The sequence below is a fragment of the Streptomyces saintjeani genome (assembly GCF_055409605.1).
This window is the reverse complement of the sequence record NZ_CP189624.1, coordinates 1680260-1698702: the sequence shown is the minus strand read 5'-3', so window position 1 is coordinate 1698702 and position 18443 is coordinate 1680260. Positions and strand designations below refer to the sequence as shown.

The following is an 18443-nucleotide window of genomic DNA, read 5'->3' as shown; positions in this document are numbered from 1 at the left end:
GACCCTGGGTGAGCGGAAGGGGCCGTTCCACGGCCGGAGAAGAGGCTCACGGACCGGAGGAGGACAGAACGAAGCCCCCGATCACGGGGGAACAACCGGGGGCTTCGCGTCTTCGGGCGGCTTCGAATGCCGCACATTGAGAACGTAAGTCCTGTACGGCCCCTCGGTCAAGCCGAGTTGAAGCAGTGAGACGCATTCGTCCGCAAGGCCCTTCACCGTTTCACCACAACACGGGCGTTTAGCTACGCTGTGTGACATCCCGGTACGGACCAAGCGCTCCCGAGGGCCCCGGCAGCACCTCGTACCCCTGAGATGTCTGCCGTACCAGGAGATTCGCGGAAGGTCGTGTGGGGTCTTCGGCGAAATGCGCCCGCTCCGCGCCGACCCAGCCGTCCCAGAACTCCCGCTGCTCCATCCCGTCCCGCGCCCGCCCCCGCGCCCAGGCGCGCTCCTGGTCCATCTCCATCCACAGCACCGCCGCGAGATACGGCCGCAGCGCCCGCCGTCCGGCCCCGACGCCCTCGATCAGCACCACGGGCGCGGCGGGCAGAACCCGGGACGGCCCGAGGGCGCGCGCCCGCCAGTCGTACGGCGCGTACGAGGCGTCCTCCCCCCGGCGCAGCGGTCCGACGACCCGTGTCAGCACCCGCTCCGTCCAGCCGAACAGCTCCTCGTGGCTCGCGACGTCGTCGATCCGCAGCACCGGCGCCCCGCCCAGCTCCCCGGCCAGCCACCCCGCGAACGTCGACTTCCCCGACCCCGCGTGCCCGTCCACGCCGACCAGCCGGACCGGCCCGCAGGAGGGCGGGAGGCGGCGCAGGAGGGCGGCGAGCTGGTGGATGGCGGGTCCCGGGTGTCGTACGGAGTGGACGGAGAAAGGGGGAGGCCAGTCTAGGTCGCGTCCATGTCGGTGCCGGACACCGCGGACGTGCGGGGTCATAGTGGGCGGACTGTCCGCCGAATCCCCGGGGGTGCCGTCCCATGAGCAACGCCGAGCAGCCGTCCCGCCGGACCGTCCTCGCGGCCGTCGTCACCGCCGCCGCGACCGTGACGGCCGCCGCCTCCCCGCCCTCGCCGCGCACGGTCGACTTCCGGGGGTGGACGTCGTACGGGGACTGGTGCGCGGGGGACGCGGACGGGGTGGCCGTGGCCGGGGGAGCGCGGCCCGGCGTCGTGATCGGGGACGCGGCCGGTACGGCGCCGTACACCGACCCGCACACCGGGACCACCGCCGACTGGGAGTACGCGACCTGGACCTCACCGGCGTACCGGTTCGCCGTGCCCGCGACCGAGGTGATCGCCTCCTGGAACGCCGACACCCCGCCGGGCACCTGGCTCCAGACCGAGCTGACCTGCACGTACTCCGACGGCACGCCAACTCCCTGGTACGTCATGGGTCGTTGGGCCTCCGGCGACCAGGACATCAGACGGACCTCCGTCGACGGCCAGAAGGACGGCCGCAGCACCGTCTGGACGGACACCCTCGCGATCGACGACCCCGCGAGCGGCCCGCGCCTCACCGCGTACCGCCTGCGCCTGACCCTCCACCGCAGGCCGGACACCCGCCTCACCCCGACGGTCTGGCGCGCCGGCGCGATGGGCTCCGACGTACCCGACCGCTTCACGGTGCCGGCGTCAACTCCGGGCCTGGCAAGGGAGTTGATCGTCCCGCGTTACTCCCAGGACATCCACCGGGGCCAGTACCCGCAGTACGACGGCGGCGGCGAGGCATGGTGCAGCCCCACCTCCTCGCAGATGATCGTCGAGTACTGGGGCGGACGCCCCACCGCCGAGCAACTCGCCTGGGTGGACCCGTCGTTCACCGACCCCCAGGTCTGCCACGCCGCCCGCCACACCTACGACTTCCAGTACGAGGGCTGCGGCAACTGGCCCTTCAACGCCGCCTACGCGGCCACGTACGCCGGCCTCCAGTCCGTCGTCACCCGGCTGACCTCCCTCACCGACCTGGAGACCCTGATCGCGGCCGGCATCCCGGCGATCACCTCGCAGTCGTTCAGGAAAGAGGAGTTGACCGGCGCGGGGTACGGGACGGCGGGGCATCTGATGACGGTGATCGGGTTCACGCCGGACGGCGATGTGATCGCCAACGACCCTGCCTCGCCCACGGATCAGGCCGTGCGGCGGGTCTACCGGCGCCGCGAGTGGGAGAACATCTGGCTGCGGACGAAGCGGTACACCGCCGACGGCAAGGTCTCCTCCGGCAGCGGGGGCGTCTGCTACCTGTACTTCCCCGCGCGGCCCGACGGCCGGCAGCGCGGCGCCCTCGCCGCGGTCGGCGTCACCGTGTGAGCAAGCTCTCGGCCGCAAAAGCCCTGAACAATGGCAAGGTGGACGAATGACAGCGAACTCTGCCACCGCCGCTCAGGTCCGCACCGGAGGTCCCCGGGAGGACGGCCCGAAGGTCGTCGAGCACGTCCTCGGCTGGGTCCTCGTCGCGGTCGTCGCGATGCTGGTCACCCAGCTGGGCCTCCTGTGACACGTGCCGTTGGAGTATGCCGGATGCGTCGGCCGGTGTGACCTGACCCACGCTTGACCTGACATACTGCGGTGGTCCCGCCACAGCCCGAGACCAGGGTCGAGTCTTGAACATCAGTGCACAGCGCGACGCCGCCCGTCCCAAGGCCCGCGGCACCGAACGCTCGTTGGCGCGCCGCGCCGAACTCATCTCCATCGGGCGGAAGTTGTTCGCCGACACGTCCTACGACGCGCTCTCGATGGACGACATCGCGCGTCAGGCGCACGTCGCCAAGGGGCTGATCTACTACTACTTCCAGTCCAAGCGCGGCTACTACCTGGCGATCATCCAGGACTCCGTCGCCGACCTGGTCACCTTCGCCGCCAGCGGCATCGAACTGCCCCAGGTGGACCGCGTCCACCGCACGATCGACAGCTACCTGCGCTACGCCGAGCACAACCAGGCCGCCTACCGGACGATCGTCAGCGGCGGCGTCGGCTTCGACGCCGAGGTGCACGGCATCCGGGACGGGGTGCGCGAGGCGATCGTCGCGACCATCGCCGAGGGCGCGTACGGCCGCATCGACATCGCGCCGGTCGCCCGGATGGGGCTGCTGTCCTGGGTGTGCAGCGTCGAGGGCGCCGCACTCGACTGGATCGACCACGACGGTCCCCTTTCCCGCGACGACATGCGGGGGTTGCTCGTGAAGACGCTGGGCGGGGTGTTCCGCGCGATCGAGGAACTCGACCCGTCCTGCCCGGCGCCGAAAGAGGCCCAGCGGGAGGACTGAGGGGGCAACGGTGCTCGCGGGGCGGGAAGTTGGGGCAACGGGACCCGTGGTTCGGGGAGTTGGGGCAACGGGGTCAGTAGTTCGGGGAGTTGGGGGTCGGGGGTTCAACGGCCGGGTACCGAAGGCCGGTTGAATACTCCGTGCGCTGAACACCCCTCGCCTACCGCCCCGTCGGGAACTCGTCCCCCGGCAGCCCGCCGAACTGCCCCGGCCGCACCTGCGGCGCCGCCAGCCTGCTCCACTCCGGATCGTGGTGCCCCGGCAGAGTCCGGCCCCGGTCGGCCCAAGTCCGCATCAGCGCCAGGTAGATGGGCGGGTCCGGCGGTGACTCCACACCGGCCGCTAAGAACTCGAAGGGCGCGAGGACGACCCGCTGCCGATGCCGGCCCGGTGTCGAATATGTGGGAGTCATACTTTGGCAACGCCGCGAGCCGCGTGGAGGTCACGGCCGCGCCGGTCGGGCGTCAGTTCGTGAGGTGCCCCGGTCCGGGTACGGCGACCGGGGCGGCGACGAACCGTCAACTCCCCTGAGAACGCCGCGCGTTGGGGTGAAACCAGAGGCTGCGGCGGGGTGGGATCAGGCGGCGCGCCGGACCGTCGCCGACACCTGCGCGGGCCGTACCAGGTACACCGGACGCGAGCCGGGCCCACCGACGTGCGAGAACGGCTGGGTACGCCAGTCGAGCCCCTGTGGGAGCGTCAGCACCGGCGCGATGTCCTGCGTCCGCTCCTGCAACACCTCGTCCGCGGACCGGGCGTCCGCCGCCGCGCGGCCGGTCCCCGCGCAGACCGTGAGCCCGAACGGGTTCCACGGCGAGGCGCACAGCGCGTGCTCCGGCAACACCTCCTGGTCCGCGAGCAGGGCGATCGGCTGCGTGCAGTCCGGGCAGACCACTCGGAGCAGGTCGGCGTCGTCGTACGCGTCGAACTCGTCGTCCCCGTAACCGTCTTCGTCCGGATCGACACCCTCCGGAACGAGCTCGACGACGGGCTGGAGCCGCTTGGGCGCGGTACGACCAGGGCGGTTGGCACTCTGCATGGGATTCTCCCCCTCGGGCTGGGGCCGTTCAGGCGCTGCGGCCTCGACCACAGCAAGCACTTCCCAGTCCGTCTCGGCGGTAATCACGGCAGCATCACGGAGCGCGTTCGAGCGGTGTGGCCTTCGTCACATGCCATCGGGAGATGTCAGGTCGGCCGGACACCGCCCCAGGGGCCCCCGCCGCCCCGCCCGTACATCACGAACCGGCTATGACCTGCGCCGTATAGGTATACGAAGAGTTCAAGGGCCCTGTAGGTTCAGCGCCATGGAGGAGCTGGACCGACAGATCGTGCAGCTGCTCGTCAAGGACGGGCGGATGAGCTACACCGACCTGGGCAAGGCCACGGGCCTGTCCACGTCTGCCGTGCACCAGCGGGTGCGGCGGCTGGAGCAGCGGGGCGTGATCCGCGGGTACGCGGCCGTCGTCGACCCCGAGGCCGTCGGGCTGCCCATGACCGCCTTCATCTCGGTCAAACCCTTCGACCCCAGCGCCCCCGACGACATCGCCGACCGGCTCTCCGGCGTGCCCGAGATCGAGGCGTGCCACAGCGTCGCGGGGGACGAGAACTACATCCTGAAGGTCCGGGTGGCCACGCCGCACGAGCTGGAGGAGCTGCTCGGGAGGCTGCGGGCGCTGGCGGGGGTGTCGACGCGGACGACGGTGGTGCTGTCGACGCCGTACGAGGCCCGGCCGCCGCGGATCTGAGGGCGCACCAGCTCGGTACATGAGCTGATCGTCGTACAGGCCGCGGGTCTTCGGTCCGCCCCCTGCGTGCCGCGTTGTCAGTGCCGGGCGGGACACTGTCCCCATGAGTGAGCGCACCCCCGACCCCAAGACCGTCCTGCTCCGCCGAGGAGAGGTCCACAGCCCCGCCGACCCGTTCGCGACCGCGATGGTCGTCGAACGCGGGCAGGTCGCCTGGGTCGGCTCGGAGGGCGCGGCGGACGCGTTCGCGGACGGGGTCGACGAGGTGGTCGACCTGGACGGCGGGCTCGTCACCCCCGCGTTCACCGACGCCCACGTGCACACCACCTCCACCGGCCTCGCCCTGACCGGCCTGGACCTCTCCGACGCGCCCTCCCTGGCCGACGCCCTCGCACGCGTACGCGCGTTCGCCGAGGCCCGCCCCGCCGACAAGGTCCTCCTCGGACACGGCTGGGACGCCTCCCGCTGGCCCGGCGGACGCCCGCCCACGCGTACGGAGCTGGACGAGGCGACCGGCGGACGGCCCCTGTACCTGTCCCGCATCGACGTCCACTCGGCCGTCGCCACGACCGCGCTCCTCGACCTCACGACCCTGGGCCGCCCCGAGGGCCCCCTCACCGCCGACGCGCACCACGCGGTCCGCGCGGCGGCGTTCGCGGCCGTGACGCCGGACCGGCGCACCGAGGCCCAGCGCACCGCCCTCGCGCACGCGGCGTCCCTCGGCATCGGCTCCGTCCACGAGTGCGCCGGCCCCGAGATCTCCTCCGAGGACGACTTCACGGGCCTGCTGAAGCTCGCCGGGGAGTCCGCCGGGCCCCGCGTCGTCGGCTACTGGGCCGAGCGGGACGTCGCCAAGGCCCGCGAACTCGGCGCGGCCGGCGCGGCCGGTGACCTCTTCGTCGACGGCGCCCTCGGCTCCCACACGGCCTGCCTGCACCAGCCGTACGCCGACGACGCCGGCACCGGCCTCGCCTACCTGGACACGGGCGCCGTCGCCGCGCACGTCGTCGCCTGCACCGAGGCGGGGCTCCAGGCGGGCTTCCACGCGATCGGCGACGCCGCCGTCACCGCCGTCGTCGAGGGGTTCCGCACGGCCGCCGAGAAGATCGGCCTCGCCCGCGTCCGCGCCGCCCGGCACCGGGTCGAGCACGTGGAGATGCTCACGCCGGACACGATCACCGCGTTCGCGGAGCTGGGCCTGACGGCGTCTGTCCAGCCCGCCTTCGACGCCCTGTGGGGAGGCGAGGACGGCATGTACGCGCAACGCCTGGGCGCCGAGCGGGCCCGTACCCTCAACCCCTTCGCCGCGCTCCTGCGCGCCGGCGTCCCCCTGGCCTTCGGCTCCGACTCCCCGGTCACCCCCCTCGACCCCTGGGGCACCGTCCGCGCCGCCGCCTTCCACCACACCCCCGCCCACCGCGTCTCCGTCCGCGCCGCCTTCACCGCCCACACGCGGGGCGGCTGGCGCGCCACGGGCCGCGACGACGCGGGCACCCTCGTCCCGGGCGCCCCCGCCGACTACGCCGTCTGGCACACCGGCGAACTGATCGTCCAGGCCCCCGACGACCGCGTGGCCCGCTGGTCGACGGACCCCCGCTCAGGAACCCCGGGCCTCCCGGACCTGACCCCGGGCCGGGACCTGCCGGTCTGCCTGCGGACGGTGGTCGGGGGCCGGACGGTGTTCGAGAGGTGAGGGGGCTCCGTACGGCTGTGCGCCCGCCCGGGTGACCCCGCCCCCTCCCTGCCCCAAGATCACCCGTCTGCGCGGGCTGCCCGCACGGTGGCCATCTCCCCTCTGACCAGCGCGTTGGGGAGAGAAGCGCAGGTCGAGCGGGTGTTGACAGTGGGAGGCGGGGGACCGGTAGGTTCGGCCGAGTCCACTGCCGGACGCCCCTTCGGAGAACCTCCGGGACTCGCCGCGGCGCCACTGGGTCAGGGACGGTGCACCGCCGAGGGCACCGCCACTGGGAGCCAGGCCCAGCGCTCGCACAGCGGCGACGGAACGTTCCGCCGAACGGGGAGGTGCGACCCGGGTGGGGCCCGGCGTTCAGTAGACAACGGCTTTCGGTCGACCCGCAGCCAGCGGGCCCCTGGTCGGCCCGAAGGGCGCCGGGCCTCCACCCGCAGAGTTAACCTCGCGCATCCCCCTCGTACACCGCGAAGTCGGGGAGCGGGGCGAGCGAGCGTGCACTCTTACCCCACTCTTGGGGATTCGACACCACTGTATGCATGATCCGGCATGTCGCCGCAGACAGCGGCCACTATGGTGGTCCCCTGCGTACGACTTGAAGGGGTAGCGGTGAACGACGGCGACGGGACCTCGGCACAGGACCGCGGCAAGCGGTTCGGCCCGCTGGGCGAGACCTTGGTGATCATTCCGACCTACAACGAGGCGGAGAACATCAAGCGCATCGTCGGCCGGGTCCGCGAGTCGGTCCCCGAGGCCCACATCCTCGTGGCGGACGACAACAGCCCCGACGGCACCGGAAAGCTCGCGGACGAGCTGGTGGCCGAGGACGACCACGTGCACGTGATGCACCGCAAGGGCAAGGAGGGCCTCGGCGCCGCCTACCTCGCGGGCTTCCGCTGGGGCATGGAGCACGGCTACGGCGTCCTGGTCGAGATGGACGCGGACGGCTCCCACCAGCCCGAGGAGCTGCCCCGCCTGCTGACCGCCCTGAAGAGCGCCGACCTGGTCCTCGGCTCCCGCTGGGTCCCCGGCGGCCGGGTGGTGAACTGGCCGAAGTCCCGCGAGTTCATCTCCCGCGGCGGCAGCTTCTACTCCCGCCTCGCGCTCGACCTCTCGCTGCGCGACATCACCGGCGGCTACCGCGCCTTCCGCCGCGAGACCCTCGAAGGGCTCGGCCTCGACGAGGTCGCCTCCCAGGGCTACTGCTTCCAGGTCGACCTGGCCCGCCGCGCGGTGAAGGCCGGGTTCCACGTCGTCGAGGTCCCGATCACGTTCGTCGAGCGCGAACTCGGTGACTCGAAGATGAGCCGGGACATCATGGTCGAGGCGCTGTGGCGGGTCACGGCGTGGGGCGCGTCGGAGCGGGTCGGCAAGATCACCGGCAAGGGCGGCAAGTCGGCGCCCGCGCGCCGGGTGGAGGGGCAGCAGCGGTAACCGCTGCCGTGGGGGTGGGCGGCTTGCGCTGATCCTTGCCCTTATGCCGCTCTGAGCCGCTTCCAGGCACACTGGAGGCATGACTGGCGCATCGACCCCCACGTCCCCCGTCCGGCCCTCGCGCTCCCGTCTGCGGACGTTCCTGCCGCTCGGGATCGCGGCCTGGCTGGTGCTGGAGATCTGGCTGCTGAGCGTGGTGGCGAAGGCGGCGAGCGGTTTCGTCGTCTTCCTGCTGCTGGTGGCCGGGATCGTCCTGGGCGCCGCGGTCATCAAACGCGCGGGCCGCAGGGCCTTCCGGGCCCTGAACGAGGCCCTCCAGCGAGGCGGCTCCCCCTCGGAGACCGGCGGCGGCAACGGCTTCATGATGCTGGGCGGCCTTTTCCTGATGCTCCCCGGCCTGATCTCCGACGCCCTGGGCCTCCTCCTGCTGATCCCCCCGGTCCAGAAGGCCCTCTCGGCCTACGCGGAACGCACAGTGACCCGCAGACTGAGCGCGACCACTCCCGGCACCCTGGGCGACGCCTTCCAGCAGGCCCGCATCCACCGCCCCGACGGCAAGGTGGTCCAGGGCGAGGTGATCAGGGAGGACGGCACGAGGCCGGACACCCCGAGGGACGAGCGCCCGCCGCTGACGTACTGAACCCTCGCGGCGTACATCTCCCGGGCTGAAGGCTGCCGATGCCGGCACTCTTCAGCCCGTCCGGCGTTTGAGGACAAGGCCCTTTCAGGGCCGGAGCGGGGTCTGGGGGCGCAGCCCCCGGGAAACCGGCGCCACAACGAAACAGGCAGCCGAAAGACCGCGGGCGCCGTACGCAACCTCACGTACGGCGCCCGCGGTCATCGAAACTAACGCACGCTGAAAAGTCGGCCCGAGCCTCGCAGAGCTACGCCGACTTACGGCTGTCGCGGGGATGCACCGCAAGGTTCATCGCCCCGGACCGCAGTACAGCCAGACGCTCCTCAAGAACCTCTTCGAGTTCCTCGCGGGTGCGCCGCTCCATCAGCATGTCCCAATGCGTACGCGCAGGCTTGGCCTTCTTCTCCTCAGGGCCATCACCGTCCACGAGGAGTGCCTGGGCTCCGCAGACCTTGCACTCCCACTCCGGCGGGATCTCCGCCTCGACCGAGAAGGGCATCTCGAAGCGGTGCCCCTTCTCGCATGCGTACTCCACGGCCTGGCGCGGGGCCAGGTCGATGCCGCGGTCCGTCTCGTAGCTGGTCACCACGAGGCGCGTGCCGCGAAGAGCTCGCTCACTCATGAATCGTGCCTCCCGGGCTTGTCGCCCACAGGACAGGTGTCGCTGTCGTCGTCATCCGGTCAACGTCCGGTCGGCGGTAAAGATTCCCGTTCCGGGTCATGCGTCGCCGTCGTAGCCGCAGCCTTCTCAATCAGTGCAATACCCACCAGCGCCCGCTTTGTCACATCTGTTCAGAGATAGAACCCAGCGTTTCGGCATCTTTGACGCGCAGTAACGGTACGCCTGGCAGGCCAAACGCGTACACTACCGCCCTTTCGCCCTGAGCGCTAAATCTTCTCGGGTACGGGATTCCCCGCGTCGCGGATCGCCCGCCCCACGGGGACCCTCGCGAGCAGCACGAACCCGATGGCGAAGAAGGCCACGAGGGAGATGATCGCGTCCCGGTAGCTACCGGTCAGTTGGTAGGTGACGCCGAAGAGCAGCGGGCCCAGCCAGCTCATCCCGCGGTCGCTCATCTCGTACGCGGAGAAGTACTCGGCCTCCTTCCCGGGCGGCACCAGGTGGGAGAAGAGCGAGCGGGACAGGGCCTGGCTGCCGCCGAGAACCATCCCGATGGCGGCGGCCAGCAGGAAGAATCCGACGGGTTTCCCGGCGGGCAGGAAGTAGCCCGCGCCCAGGGTGAGCGTCCAGGCGACCAGCGAGCCGAGAATCGTCCGCTTGGCGCCGTACGTCCAGGCGAGCCGGCCCATCCCGAGGGCGCCCGCGACCGCGAGCACCTGCACCAGCAGGACGGCCCCGATGAGCGTGGACTGGCTCAGGCCCAGCTCCTCGGAGCCGTACACGGACGCCTGGGAGATCACCGTCTGGATGCCGTCGTTGTAGACCAGGTAGGCCAGCAGGAAGGCGAGGGTCAGCCGGTGGCGGCGCATGTCGCGGATCGTCGCCGCGAACTGCCTCAGGCCCGGCGCGGACGCGCCCGCGCGCGAGGCCGACGGCCGGTCGCGCAGCCGCAGCAGGGGGATCAGCGTGAACCCGCCCCACCACAGGCCCGCCGAGGCGAGACAGATCCGTACGGCCGTCGACTCGGACACCCCGAACGAGTCGTGCGCCAGGTACAGCACCAGGTCGACGACCAGGACGATCGACCCGGCCGCGTACCCGAACGCCCACCCGCGCGAGGAGACCGCGTCGCGTTCCTCGGGGCCGGCGATCTGGGGCAGGTAGGCGTTGTAGAGCATCATCGACACGGCCTGGGAGGCGTTCGCGACGATCAGCAGCAGTCCGCCCAGCAGATAGCGGTCGCCGTCCAGGAAGAACATCCCCAGCGTGGCCGCCGCCCCGATGTACGCCGTGATCCCGAGGAGCGGCTTCTTGCGGCCCGAGCGGTCGGCCGCCGCGCCCACCAGCGGCATCAGGACCACGGCCACGATCACCGACAGGGACACCGAGTACGCGAAGAACGACCCCGCGCGCACGGGCACGCCCAGCGGACGGACGTACCCGTCGGCGTCGGCGGCCCGCTCCGCGACCGACGTCAGATAGGGGCCCAGGAACACCGTGAGGACGCTCGTCGAGTAGACCGAGCACGCCCAGTCGTAGAAGTACCAGCCGCGCTGCTCGCGCCGCCGGTCCGTGGTGTCGGCCACCAGGGTGCCGGTGCTCCCCACCCGTGCCTCGCTTCCCCGTCGGACCGCCGCGCGGGGGCTCAGACCCAGACGCCCCGCTCCTCCATGACCGCGCGCAGCGTGTCGATGTGATCGGTCATGATGCCATCCACGCCGAGGTCCAGAAGCCGGTGCATGCGCGCGGGTTCGTTCACCGTCCACACGTGGACCTGGAGGCCGCGCGCGTGCGCGAGGCGGACGAAGCGCCGGTCCACCACCTGGATGCCCGACTGCGCCTCCGGCACCTGCGCGGCGACCGCCGAGCGCCGCAGGGCCGCGGGCACGCCCCAGGACCGCAGCCGCAGGTTCAGCACGCCACGGGTGCCGTACGACGTCGCCAGGCGCGGGCCCGCCAGGCGCTGGGCGCGGATCACGCGGGCCTCCGAGAAGGAGCCGACGCAGACGCGGTCCCAGGCGTTCGCGCGGGCGATCAGGTTGAGCAGCGGGTGCATCGCGGGCTCGGCCTTGATGTCGACGTTCCAGCGGACCTCCGGGAACGTCTCCAGCAGTTCCTCGAAGAGCGGTACGGGTTCCCGGTCGCCCACGCGCGCGCGTGCGACGTCCTTCCACGGTAGGTCGGCGATCCGTCCGGCGCCGTCGGTGACCCGGTCGAGCGTGGAGTCGTGGAAGGCGACCAGCTTGCCGTCGCGCGTGGCGTGCACGTCCGTCTCGATGTACCGGTAGCCCAGCTCCACCGCGCGCCGGAACTGCGCCACGGTGTTCTCCAGGCCGTCCGCAGCCCCGCCGCGGTGCGCGAACGGGATGGGCCCCGGGTGGTCGAGGTACGGGTGGCGTATCGGCGTGGTCACCGCGGCAGTATGGCCCCCTCCGGTGTCCCGGTGGCAACGGCCGCGCTGCCGCGCGGTGCCTGCCCGACGGCGAACACCTTCAGGAACACCTGCGCCAGCGGCCCGATCGCCAGCGCGTACAGCACCGTCCCGGCCCCGAGCGTCCCGCCCAGCGCGAACCCGGTCGCCACCACGGTCACCTCGACCGCCGTCCGCATCAGCCGGATCGACCGGCCCGTACGCCGGTGCAGCCCCGTCATCAGCCCGTCCCGGGGTCCGGGACCGAACGCCGCCGCGATGTACAGCCCGGTCGCCACACCGTTCAGGGCGATCGCCCCGACCATCAGCGGGATGCGTACGGCGAGGCCGTGCGCGTCCGGGACGAGCGCGAGGGTGGCGTCCATCGCGAGGCCGATCGCGAAGACGTTGGAGACCGTGCCGAGTCCCGGGCGCTGGCGCAGCGGGATCCACAGCAGCAGCACCAGCGCGCCCACGACGATGGCCACCTCGCCGATCGTCAGGCCGATCAGCTCCGCGAGGCCCTGGTGGAGCACGCCCCAGGGCTCCAGACCGAGCCCCGCGCGCACCAGGAGCGCCGAGCTGACGCCGTACAGCGCGAGACCGACGTAGAGCTGGACGAGGCGGCGTCCTAGACGGTGGCGCCCGGGTGAGGCGGACAAGGGGACCCCCTGGTAGTGGAAGTGGACCGGTGCGTGTCACTCTGTGGGCGGGAAGGACAGTGCTTCCATGGCCAATTCGGGGAAGGTGGACTGATCTTTATGGCGCAGTGGACCTCGGCGGTGGGGCCCGCGCAGCTCGCACGGCTGCTGACGTCCCAGCAGGAGCGCCCGGCCGGGCCCGGCACCCGCCGCCCGCCCGCCTACCGGGCGCTCGCCGACGGCGTACGCCTCCTCGTCCTGGAGGGCCGCGTCCCGGTCGCCGCGCGCCTGCCCGCCGAACGCGAACTGGCCCTCGCGCTGTCCGTGAGCCGTACGACCGTCGCGGCGGCCTACGAGGCGCTGCGCGCGGAGGGGTTCCTGGAGTCGCGGCGCGGGGCGGGCAGCTGGACCGTCGTGCCCGCCGGCAACCCCCTGCCCGCGCGCGGGCTCGAACCGCTCGCCCCCGAGGACCTCGGGTCGATGATCGACCTGGGCTGCGCGGCCCTGCCCGCGCCCGAACCGTGGCTCACCCGGGCCGTCCAGGGCGCCCTGGAGGAGCTGCCGCCGTACGCGCACACGCACGGCGACTACCCGGCCGGACTGCCTGCCCTGCGCGCGATGATCGCCGAGCGGTACACCGCGCGCGGGATCCCCACCATGCCCGAGCAGATCATGGTGACGACCGGCGCGATGGGCGCCATCGACGCGATCTGCCACCTCTTCGGCGGGCGCGGCGAGCGGATCGCCGTCGAGTCGCCGTCGTACGCCAACATCCTCCAGCTCATGCGGGAGGCGGGCGCGCGGCTGGTGCCCGTCGCGATGGCCGAGGGGCTCGCCGGGTGGGACATGGACCGCTGGCGGCAGGTGCTCAGGGAGGCCGCGCCGCGCATCGCCTACGTGGTCGCCGACTTCCACAACCCGACCGGCGCGCTCGCCGACGACGACCAGCGGCGCCGGCTCGTGGAGGCGGCCCGGTCCGCAGGGACGGTGCTGGTGGCCGACGAGACGATGACCGAGCTGTGGCTCGACGAGGACGTCTCGATGCCGCGCCCCGTCTGCGGGTTCGACCCCGCCGGGTCCACCGTGATCACCGTCGGCTCGGCCAGCAAGGCGTTCTGGGCCGGGATGCGCATCGGCTGGGTGCGCGCCGCCCCCGACGTCATCCGCAGCCTCGTCGCCGCGCGCGCGTACGCGGACCTCGGTACGCCGGTCCTGGAGCAGCTCGCCGTCAACTGGCTCTTCTCCACCGGCGGCTGGGCGCAGGCCGTCGAACTGCGGCGCATCCAGGCCCGTGAGAACCGCGACGCCCTCGTCGGTGCCCTGCGCGCCGAGCTGCCCGGCTGGGAGTTCTCGGTGCCCCGGGGCGGGCTGACCCTGTGGGTGCGCACCGGGGGGCTGTCCGGGTCGCGGGTCGCCGAGGCGGGGGAGCGGGTCGGGGTGCGTGTGCCGTCCGGGCCGCGGTTCGGGGTGGACGGGGCGTTCGAGGGGTATGTGCGGCTGCCGTTCACCGTGGGGGGTGCGGTGGCGGACGAGGCGGTGGCGCGGCTCGCCGCGGCGGCTCGGCTGGTGGAGAGCGGGCGGTCGGGGGGCGGGGAGGCGCCTCGGACGTTCGTGGCGTGACATGAGGGGATGACGTAAGGGGCGCTCTCCTTGGAGAACGCCCCTTACCTCTCAGCCCTGGAGTGTCACGCCTTCTCCAGTGGCACCGTCTCCACCGACACCGTGTCCTCGTCCAGCGGTGCGCTGCGCGGGGGCAGAAGGTCCAGGACCGCCTGCCGGTCGGCGTCGCTGGTGGCGTCGTCGTACGGGTCCGGGGTCGCCGGGACCTGGAGGCGGTGGACCGGGCCGGTGCCGAGACGGGCGTAGCCGCGGCCCGGGGGCATGTGGTCGACGGGGGTGGTGTGCGGGGGTGCGCCGAGGACGGCCGCCAGCTGGTGGGGGGAGGCCGGGCCGAGCACCACCCGTGCGCGCGTGTGCTGCCGTACGGCGTCGCCCAGGGCGTCGAGCGCGTCGAACTGTTCCGTCACGACCACGGTCACCTGGGCGGCGCGGCCGTGCCTGAGGGGTGTCTGGAGGTGGGTCTGGGGGTCCTTCTGGCCATCGGCTGCCGCCAGGTGGGTGAAGGCGGTCGGGCGGTCCAGGAGGAGCCACAGGGGGCGCTTGGTGTCCTCGGGCGGGGGGTGGCCCTCCTGCCGGGCACGGTTCGCGGCGATCAGCCGCCGTTCCGTCTCCCGCGCCGCCCACTCCAGGGCGGTGAGCGCCCCGGCGAGCCCGACCTCGATGCCGAGGACTCCGTCGCGGCCGGTCAGGCACGCGTACTCGCCGGTGCCGCCGCCGTCGACGATGAGGACGTCGCCGTACCGCAGGGCCTGGAGGGCGATGGAGCGCAGCAGGGTGGAGGTGCCGGTGCCGGGCTGGCCGACGGCCAGCAGGTGGGGCTCGGTGGAGCGGATGCCGGTGCGCCAGACGACCGGCGGGACGTCGCGCCGCTCCTCGCCGTGGGTGAGGGGGAGCGTGCGCTGGGTGTGGGAGGGGTCGGTGAAGCCGAGGACCGTCTCGCCGGGGGCGGTGACGAAGCGCTGGGCGGCTAGGTCGGTGGGGAGCGGGTCGAGGACGTCGACGCCGAGTTCGTTGCCCTCCTCGTCCCAGGCGAAGAGGTACTCGCGGCCCCGGCCGGCCTTGGCGGACAGGAGCTGCTCCACGCGTGCGCGTGCCTGCGGCTCGCCGTCCGGGAAGTACGCCGGGTAGCGGATGCGCAGGCGCGCGACGCGCCCGGAGTCGTCGAAGTCGTACGCCGGGAACGCCTTCTCCCAGTCGCCGCCGTGGGCGTACAGGGGGGCGGGGTCCTCGGCAGTGGAGAAGTACGGGACGAGGGCCTCGTACAGGGAGCCGAGGCGGGCCGTCTGGGCCTCGTCGGGGCCTTCCGGGGCCGGTGGGGTGCGGTCCCGGCCCTGCCAGGCCGCCGCCGCCATCAGCGTGACGACGGCGAGCAGCGGCCCGTACGGCACGAACGCCACGACCAGGACCACCGAGGCCACCAGGAACAGCAGCGGCCCGCGCTTGTCCTTGGGGGTCTCGGTCCATCTGCGCCGCCCGGCCGAGGCCAGCCGGCGCAGCCCGCGCGAGATCGTGATCAGCGGGTGGAGGACGTCGGTGGCGCTGTCGGCCGCCGTCCGGGCCAGCTCCCGGCTCCGGGCGATCTGTGCGCTGCCTGTGCTCAGAATGCGGGGGAGGGGGCGCCGGGCCACTGCTGTCTCCTGGAGGTGGGTACGGGACGGGTGGTCAGAACTTGATGCCGCCGAGCAGGCTCGCGAGGCTCTCGCCGCCGGCCTTGATGCTGGGGGCGATGGCGGTGGAGGCCATGTAGAAGCCGAAGAGCGCGGCCACCAGCGCGTGGGACGCCTTGAGCCCGTCCTTCTTGAAGAACAGGAAGACGATGATGCCGAGCAGGACCACGCCTGAGATGGACAGGATCATTTGAGTTCTCCTGGCTAGGGGGGACAGTCACCATGAGTACTTCCAGGCTCACAGGATGTATCTATACGATAAAAGGTGCAAAAGGGTGAATTGGTGAGAATTTCCCCCGTTCGGGGTAACCCGACTTGCGTCACCTGAAGTGGATGATTGCCTCGAACGGTCCTGTTCGTGATCTTTGCCTCAGCGGGTGCCGCCCATGTGCGCGACGAGCCAGTACCCTGTCGATTCACCCGTACGGCACAGCGCCGACATCCGAGAGGCGGTCCGAACCGATGGCTGAAGCCCCCGACCCCGAGGTCGTGGAGCTGGCGACCAAGATCTTCGATCTGGCCCGGCAGGGTCGGACCGAGGCGCTCGTGGCGTACGTGGACGCGGGCGTTCCGGCCAACCTCACCAACGACCGCGGCGACTCCCTCGTGATGCTCGCCGCCTACCACGGCCACGCCGACGCCGTCCGGGCCCTCCTGGACCGCGGCGCGCCCGCGGGGGACGTCAACGACCGTGGCCAGACCCCGCTCGCGGGGGCCGCGTTCAAGGGTGAGACGGAGGTCGTACGGGTCCTCCTGGCGGCCGGTGCCGACCCCGCCGAGGGCACCCCCTCGGCCGTCGACACCGCCCGCATGTTCGGCCGCGCGGAGCTTCTGGAGCTGTTCGGCGTTGGGTGAACAACGGCCCTGAGGGCGGCTGTTCACCAGGTGATAAACAGATTTTCGGCAGATGGATCGACCGCAACGGGGGAGGCGGTACAAGGCCGCCGGATATTTCGGTCGCGGCAGGCAGAACGGCCGGGTCATCATGACGTCGTGATTCACGGACATGATGGCTGGGCAGGTGTTGCCGCACCGCGTGGGCCGTGATGCGGCCCGCATGGGCCACCGACGAGAGGCAGAGGAAGATGGTCTACAGCAAGCAAGAGACGGCGGGCGCCCCGACGTGTTGTCACGCGGCCAGGTAATGCACGATCCCCGGTTGCGTCGACGCTTGATGTGAGGCTGTTTCCCATGTTCGATCCGGTCATAGCGCCCAGCGGAACCCTGCTCGGCCTCCTCCAGAGGGGTCGCGGCGACGGCACGCTGCACGCGCTCACCGCACCGCGAGCCGAAGCGCTCGCGGCCCTGAACCACTGTGTGCTGCGCGATCCCCGCCACGACTGGCAGGTGGAGAACCGCTCCCTGTACTACGCCCGTCTCTACCTCGACCTGAACGGCGAGCTGGACGACATCGAGGCGCATCTCTTCGACGCCGAGGACGCCTTCGACACCGAGGAGTCCCGCACGGGCCTCGCCCTCGCCGTCCTCGGCCACCTCGCCTCCTACGGCAGGCGCGACGCCCTGTGGCTGCTGCGCCGGTACGCCACCTCGGGCGCCAACTGGGCCTGGGCCCTCGACGAACTCGCCCTGCGCGACGACGACACGGGCCTGCGTGCCCTCGCCATGCCCGTGCTCGCCCGGTTCGCCACCGACGCCGAGGGCGAGGCCGAACTCGCCGCGACCGTCCGTGACGCCTTCGAGCCCCGGCCCTGGCGGCTGTGGGCCGAGGATCCGCGCGAGTACGTCTCCGCGCGGGTGCGCGCCGCCCAGGAGACCGGCTGTTTCGACCGCTGGCAGCGCCAGATGAGTCCCGGCGGGCCACGCCCCGGCTGGAGCGTCGCCGCCGTCTTCGAGTGGGCCCAGCAGGGCGTCGAGCGGGGCGCCGCGCTCCATGTGCCCGCCGCTCGCTGCCTCGCGGCCGTCGCGGGCCCCGAGGACCGCCCCGAGATCCTCAGGGCCGCCCAGGACGGCACCGAGGGCGCCCGCTGTACCGCCCTGCGCTATCTCGCCGACAGCCACGACCCCGACGTCCTCGACCTCGTCGAACAGGCCGTCGCCACCGGCACGACCCCCGTCGTCGAGGCCGCCGTCGACGCCTTCGAGCGGATGCGCAGCGTCGCCGCCGTCGACCGCGCGCGCGGGTGGGTCCATCGGCCCGACCCGCTCGGCGCCGCCGCCGGACGCGTCCTCGCCTGCCGGGGCGCCACCCGCGACAGCGACCTCGTCCTCGGCGCCCTGCGCGAGGCCGTACGGGGGGAGGGGTGCGACGCGAGCACCCTGTGGCCCCTGATCGACGGCGCCCGACGGCTCGGCATCGTCTGCGCGGCCCCCGTCCTGCGGCACATCTACCGCGAGACCGCCTCCTCCCATCTGCGCGGCCACTGCGCACAGGCGCTCGCCGCCACCGACCCCTCCTTCGCCACCGGCTTCGCCGTCGAATGCCTCTGGGACTGCGAGGAGACCACCCGGGAGGTCGCCGCCCGGCACGCCGAGACCGGCGACGCGCGCGTGGTGGAGCGATTGCGCCGGCTCGCCGCCGACCCCGCCGAGGAGGCGGAGGTCCAGACGGCCGTACGGAGCCGGATCGGGCCGGACCCGGCCGCCATGTGACCGCCCCTGTTTTCGTGTGATCGTTCTTGACCGGAACAGGCTCCCCGGTGTGATCGGAACGGGCCCCCTTCCGCCCGCCGGGTGAACGGGCGACGACCCTC

19 protein-coding genes are annotated in these 18443 nt (G+C 72.3%); 10 read left to right on the top strand and 9 right to left on the bottom strand.

Annotated features, from left to right (window positions below; all coding sequences use genetic code 11):
* Positions 1–238: 238 nt before the first annotated feature.
* The gene (locus tag ACQCO7_RS07465; protein ID WP_464071074.1) at positions 239–940 is read right to left on the bottom strand and encodes a uridine kinase family protein; all 702 of its coding nucleotides are present in this window, start codon (positions 938–940) and stop codon (positions 239–241) included.
* Between the two features lie 41 nt (positions 941–981).
* Between ACQCO7_RS07465 and ACQCO7_RS07460 the strand changes: the two genes are divergently transcribed.
* The 3 genes from ACQCO7_RS07460 to ACQCO7_RS07450 all read left to right on the top strand — a co-directional run bounded on the left by ACQCO7_RS07460 (position 982) and on the right by ACQCO7_RS07450 (position 3266).
* On the top strand, positions 982–2310 hold the full coding sequence (locus ACQCO7_RS07460; protein WP_464071073.1) for a peptidase C39 family protein: 1329 nt from the start codon (positions 982–984) through the stop codon (positions 2308–2310).
* 46 nt (positions 2311–2356) lie between these two features.
* Positions 2357–2497 carry an SCO1431 family membrane protein gene (locus ACQCO7_RS07455; protein WP_464071072.1) on the top strand — a complete coding sequence of 47 codons (141 nt, stop codon included), beginning with the start codon at positions 2357–2359 and terminating at the stop codon, positions 2495–2497.
* Positions 2498–2603: 106 nt separating this feature from the next.
* On the top strand, positions 2604–3266 hold the full coding sequence (locus tag ACQCO7_RS07450; protein ID WP_464071071.1) for a TetR/AcrR family transcriptional regulator: 663 nt from the start codon (positions 2604–2606) through the stop codon (positions 3264–3266).
* 160 nt (positions 3267–3426) lie between these two features.
* Here the strand turns inward: ACQCO7_RS07450 and ACQCO7_RS07445 are convergent, their stop codons facing one another.
* Together ACQCO7_RS07445 and ACQCO7_RS07440 are read right to left on the bottom strand one after the other, a co-directional pair.
* Positions 3427–3678 carry a hypothetical protein gene (locus ACQCO7_RS07445; RefSeq protein WP_464071070.1) on the bottom strand — a complete coding sequence of 84 codons (252 nt, stop codon included), beginning with the start codon at positions 3676–3678 and terminating at the stop codon, positions 3427–3429.
* A gap of 165 nt (positions 3679–3843) precedes the next feature.
* Complete coding sequence (locus ACQCO7_RS07440; RefSeq protein WP_464071069.1) at positions 3844–4305, bottom strand: hypothetical protein; 462 nt, start codon at positions 4303–4305, stop codon at positions 3844–3846.
* A gap of 265 nt (positions 4306–4570) precedes the next feature.
* Between ACQCO7_RS07440 and ACQCO7_RS07435 the strand changes: the two genes are divergently transcribed.
* The 4 genes from ACQCO7_RS07435 to fxsA all read left to right on the top strand — a co-directional run bounded on the left by ACQCO7_RS07435 (position 4571) and on the right by fxsA (position 8775).
* The gene (locus ACQCO7_RS07435) at positions 4571–5011 is read left to right on the top strand and encodes an Lrp/AsnC family transcriptional regulator (RefSeq protein ID WP_010357977.1); all 441 of its coding nucleotides are present in this window, start codon (positions 4571–4573) and stop codon (positions 5009–5011) included.
* A 103-nt stretch (positions 5012–5114) separates the two neighbouring features.
* A complete protein-coding gene (locus ACQCO7_RS07430) occupies positions 5115–6704 on the top strand; it encodes an amidohydrolase (protein WP_464071068.1) in 1590 nt (529 codons plus the stop codon).
* 606 nt (positions 6705–7310) lie between these two features.
* Positions 7311–8135: a polyprenol monophosphomannose synthase gene (locus ACQCO7_RS07425; RefSeq protein ID WP_464071067.1), complete on the top strand. Its 825-nt coding sequence runs from the start codon at positions 7311–7313 to the stop codon at positions 8133–8135.
* 79 nt (positions 8136–8214) lie between these two features.
* Entirely contained in the window at positions 8215–8775 is a 561-nt protein-coding gene (gene fxsA, locus ACQCO7_RS07420) for an FxsA family membrane protein (protein ID WP_464071066.1), read from the top strand.
* Positions 8776–9019: 244 nt separating this feature from the next.
* Here the strand turns inward: fxsA and ACQCO7_RS07415 are convergent, their stop codons facing one another.
* The 4 genes from ACQCO7_RS07415 to yczE all read right to left on the bottom strand — a co-directional run bounded on the left by ACQCO7_RS07415 (position 9020) and on the right by yczE (position 12466).
* The gene (locus tag ACQCO7_RS07415) at positions 9020–9394 is read right to left on the bottom strand and encodes an RNA polymerase-binding protein RbpA (RefSeq protein WP_010357981.1); all 375 of its coding nucleotides are present in this window, start codon (positions 9392–9394) and stop codon (positions 9020–9022) included.
* Between the two features lie 266 nt (positions 9395–9660).
* Complete coding sequence (locus ACQCO7_RS07410) at positions 9661–11001, bottom strand: MFS transporter (protein ID WP_464071065.1); 1341 nt, start codon at positions 10999–11001, stop codon at positions 9661–9663.
* Positions 11002–11039: 38 nt separating this feature from the next.
* The gene (locus tag ACQCO7_RS07405; protein ID WP_464071064.1) at positions 11040–11807 is read right to left on the bottom strand and encodes a glycerophosphodiester phosphodiesterase; all 768 of its coding nucleotides are present in this window, start codon (positions 11805–11807) and stop codon (positions 11040–11042) included.
* Complete coding sequence (gene yczE, locus ACQCO7_RS07400) at positions 11804–12466, bottom strand: membrane protein YczE (protein WP_464071063.1); 663 nt, start codon at positions 12464–12466, stop codon at positions 11804–11806. The genes ACQCO7_RS07405 and yczE overlap by 4 nt, the downstream gene beginning before the upstream one ends.
* Before the next feature lie 99 nt (positions 12467–12565).
* Here yczE and ACQCO7_RS07395 point away from each other — a divergent pair, with 99 nt between their 5' ends.
* The gene (locus tag ACQCO7_RS07395) at positions 12566–14065 is read left to right on the top strand and encodes an SCO1417 family PLP biosynthesis transcription factor (protein WP_464071062.1); all 1500 of its coding nucleotides are present in this window, start codon (positions 12566–12568) and stop codon (positions 14063–14065) included.
* Between the two features lie 65 nt (positions 14066–14130).
* Here the strand turns inward: ACQCO7_RS07395 and ACQCO7_RS07390 are convergent, their stop codons facing one another.
* Entirely contained in the window at positions 14131–15693 is a 1563-nt protein-coding gene (locus tag ACQCO7_RS07390) for a P-loop NTPase family protein (RefSeq protein WP_464071061.1), read from the bottom strand.
* Positions 15694–15727: 34 nt separating this feature from the next.
* Entirely contained in the window at positions 15728–15922 is a 195-nt protein-coding gene (locus ACQCO7_RS07385) for a hypothetical protein (protein ID WP_010357990.1), read from the bottom strand.
* A 272-nt stretch (positions 15923–16194) separates the two neighbouring features.
* On the opposite strand from ACQCO7_RS07385, the gene ACQCO7_RS07380 reads away from it, so the two are divergent.
* Positions 16195–16587 carry an ankyrin repeat domain-containing protein gene (locus ACQCO7_RS07380; RefSeq protein ID WP_010357991.1) on the top strand — a complete coding sequence of 131 codons (393 nt, stop codon included), beginning with the start codon at positions 16195–16197 and terminating at the stop codon, positions 16585–16587.
* A gap of 336 nt (positions 16588–16923) precedes the next feature.
* Positions 16924–18342 carry a HEAT repeat domain-containing protein gene (locus ACQCO7_RS07375; RefSeq protein ID WP_464071060.1) on the top strand — a complete coding sequence of 473 codons (1419 nt, stop codon included), beginning with the start codon at positions 16924–16926 and terminating at the stop codon, positions 18340–18342.
* Positions 18343–18443 lie beyond the last annotated feature (101 nt).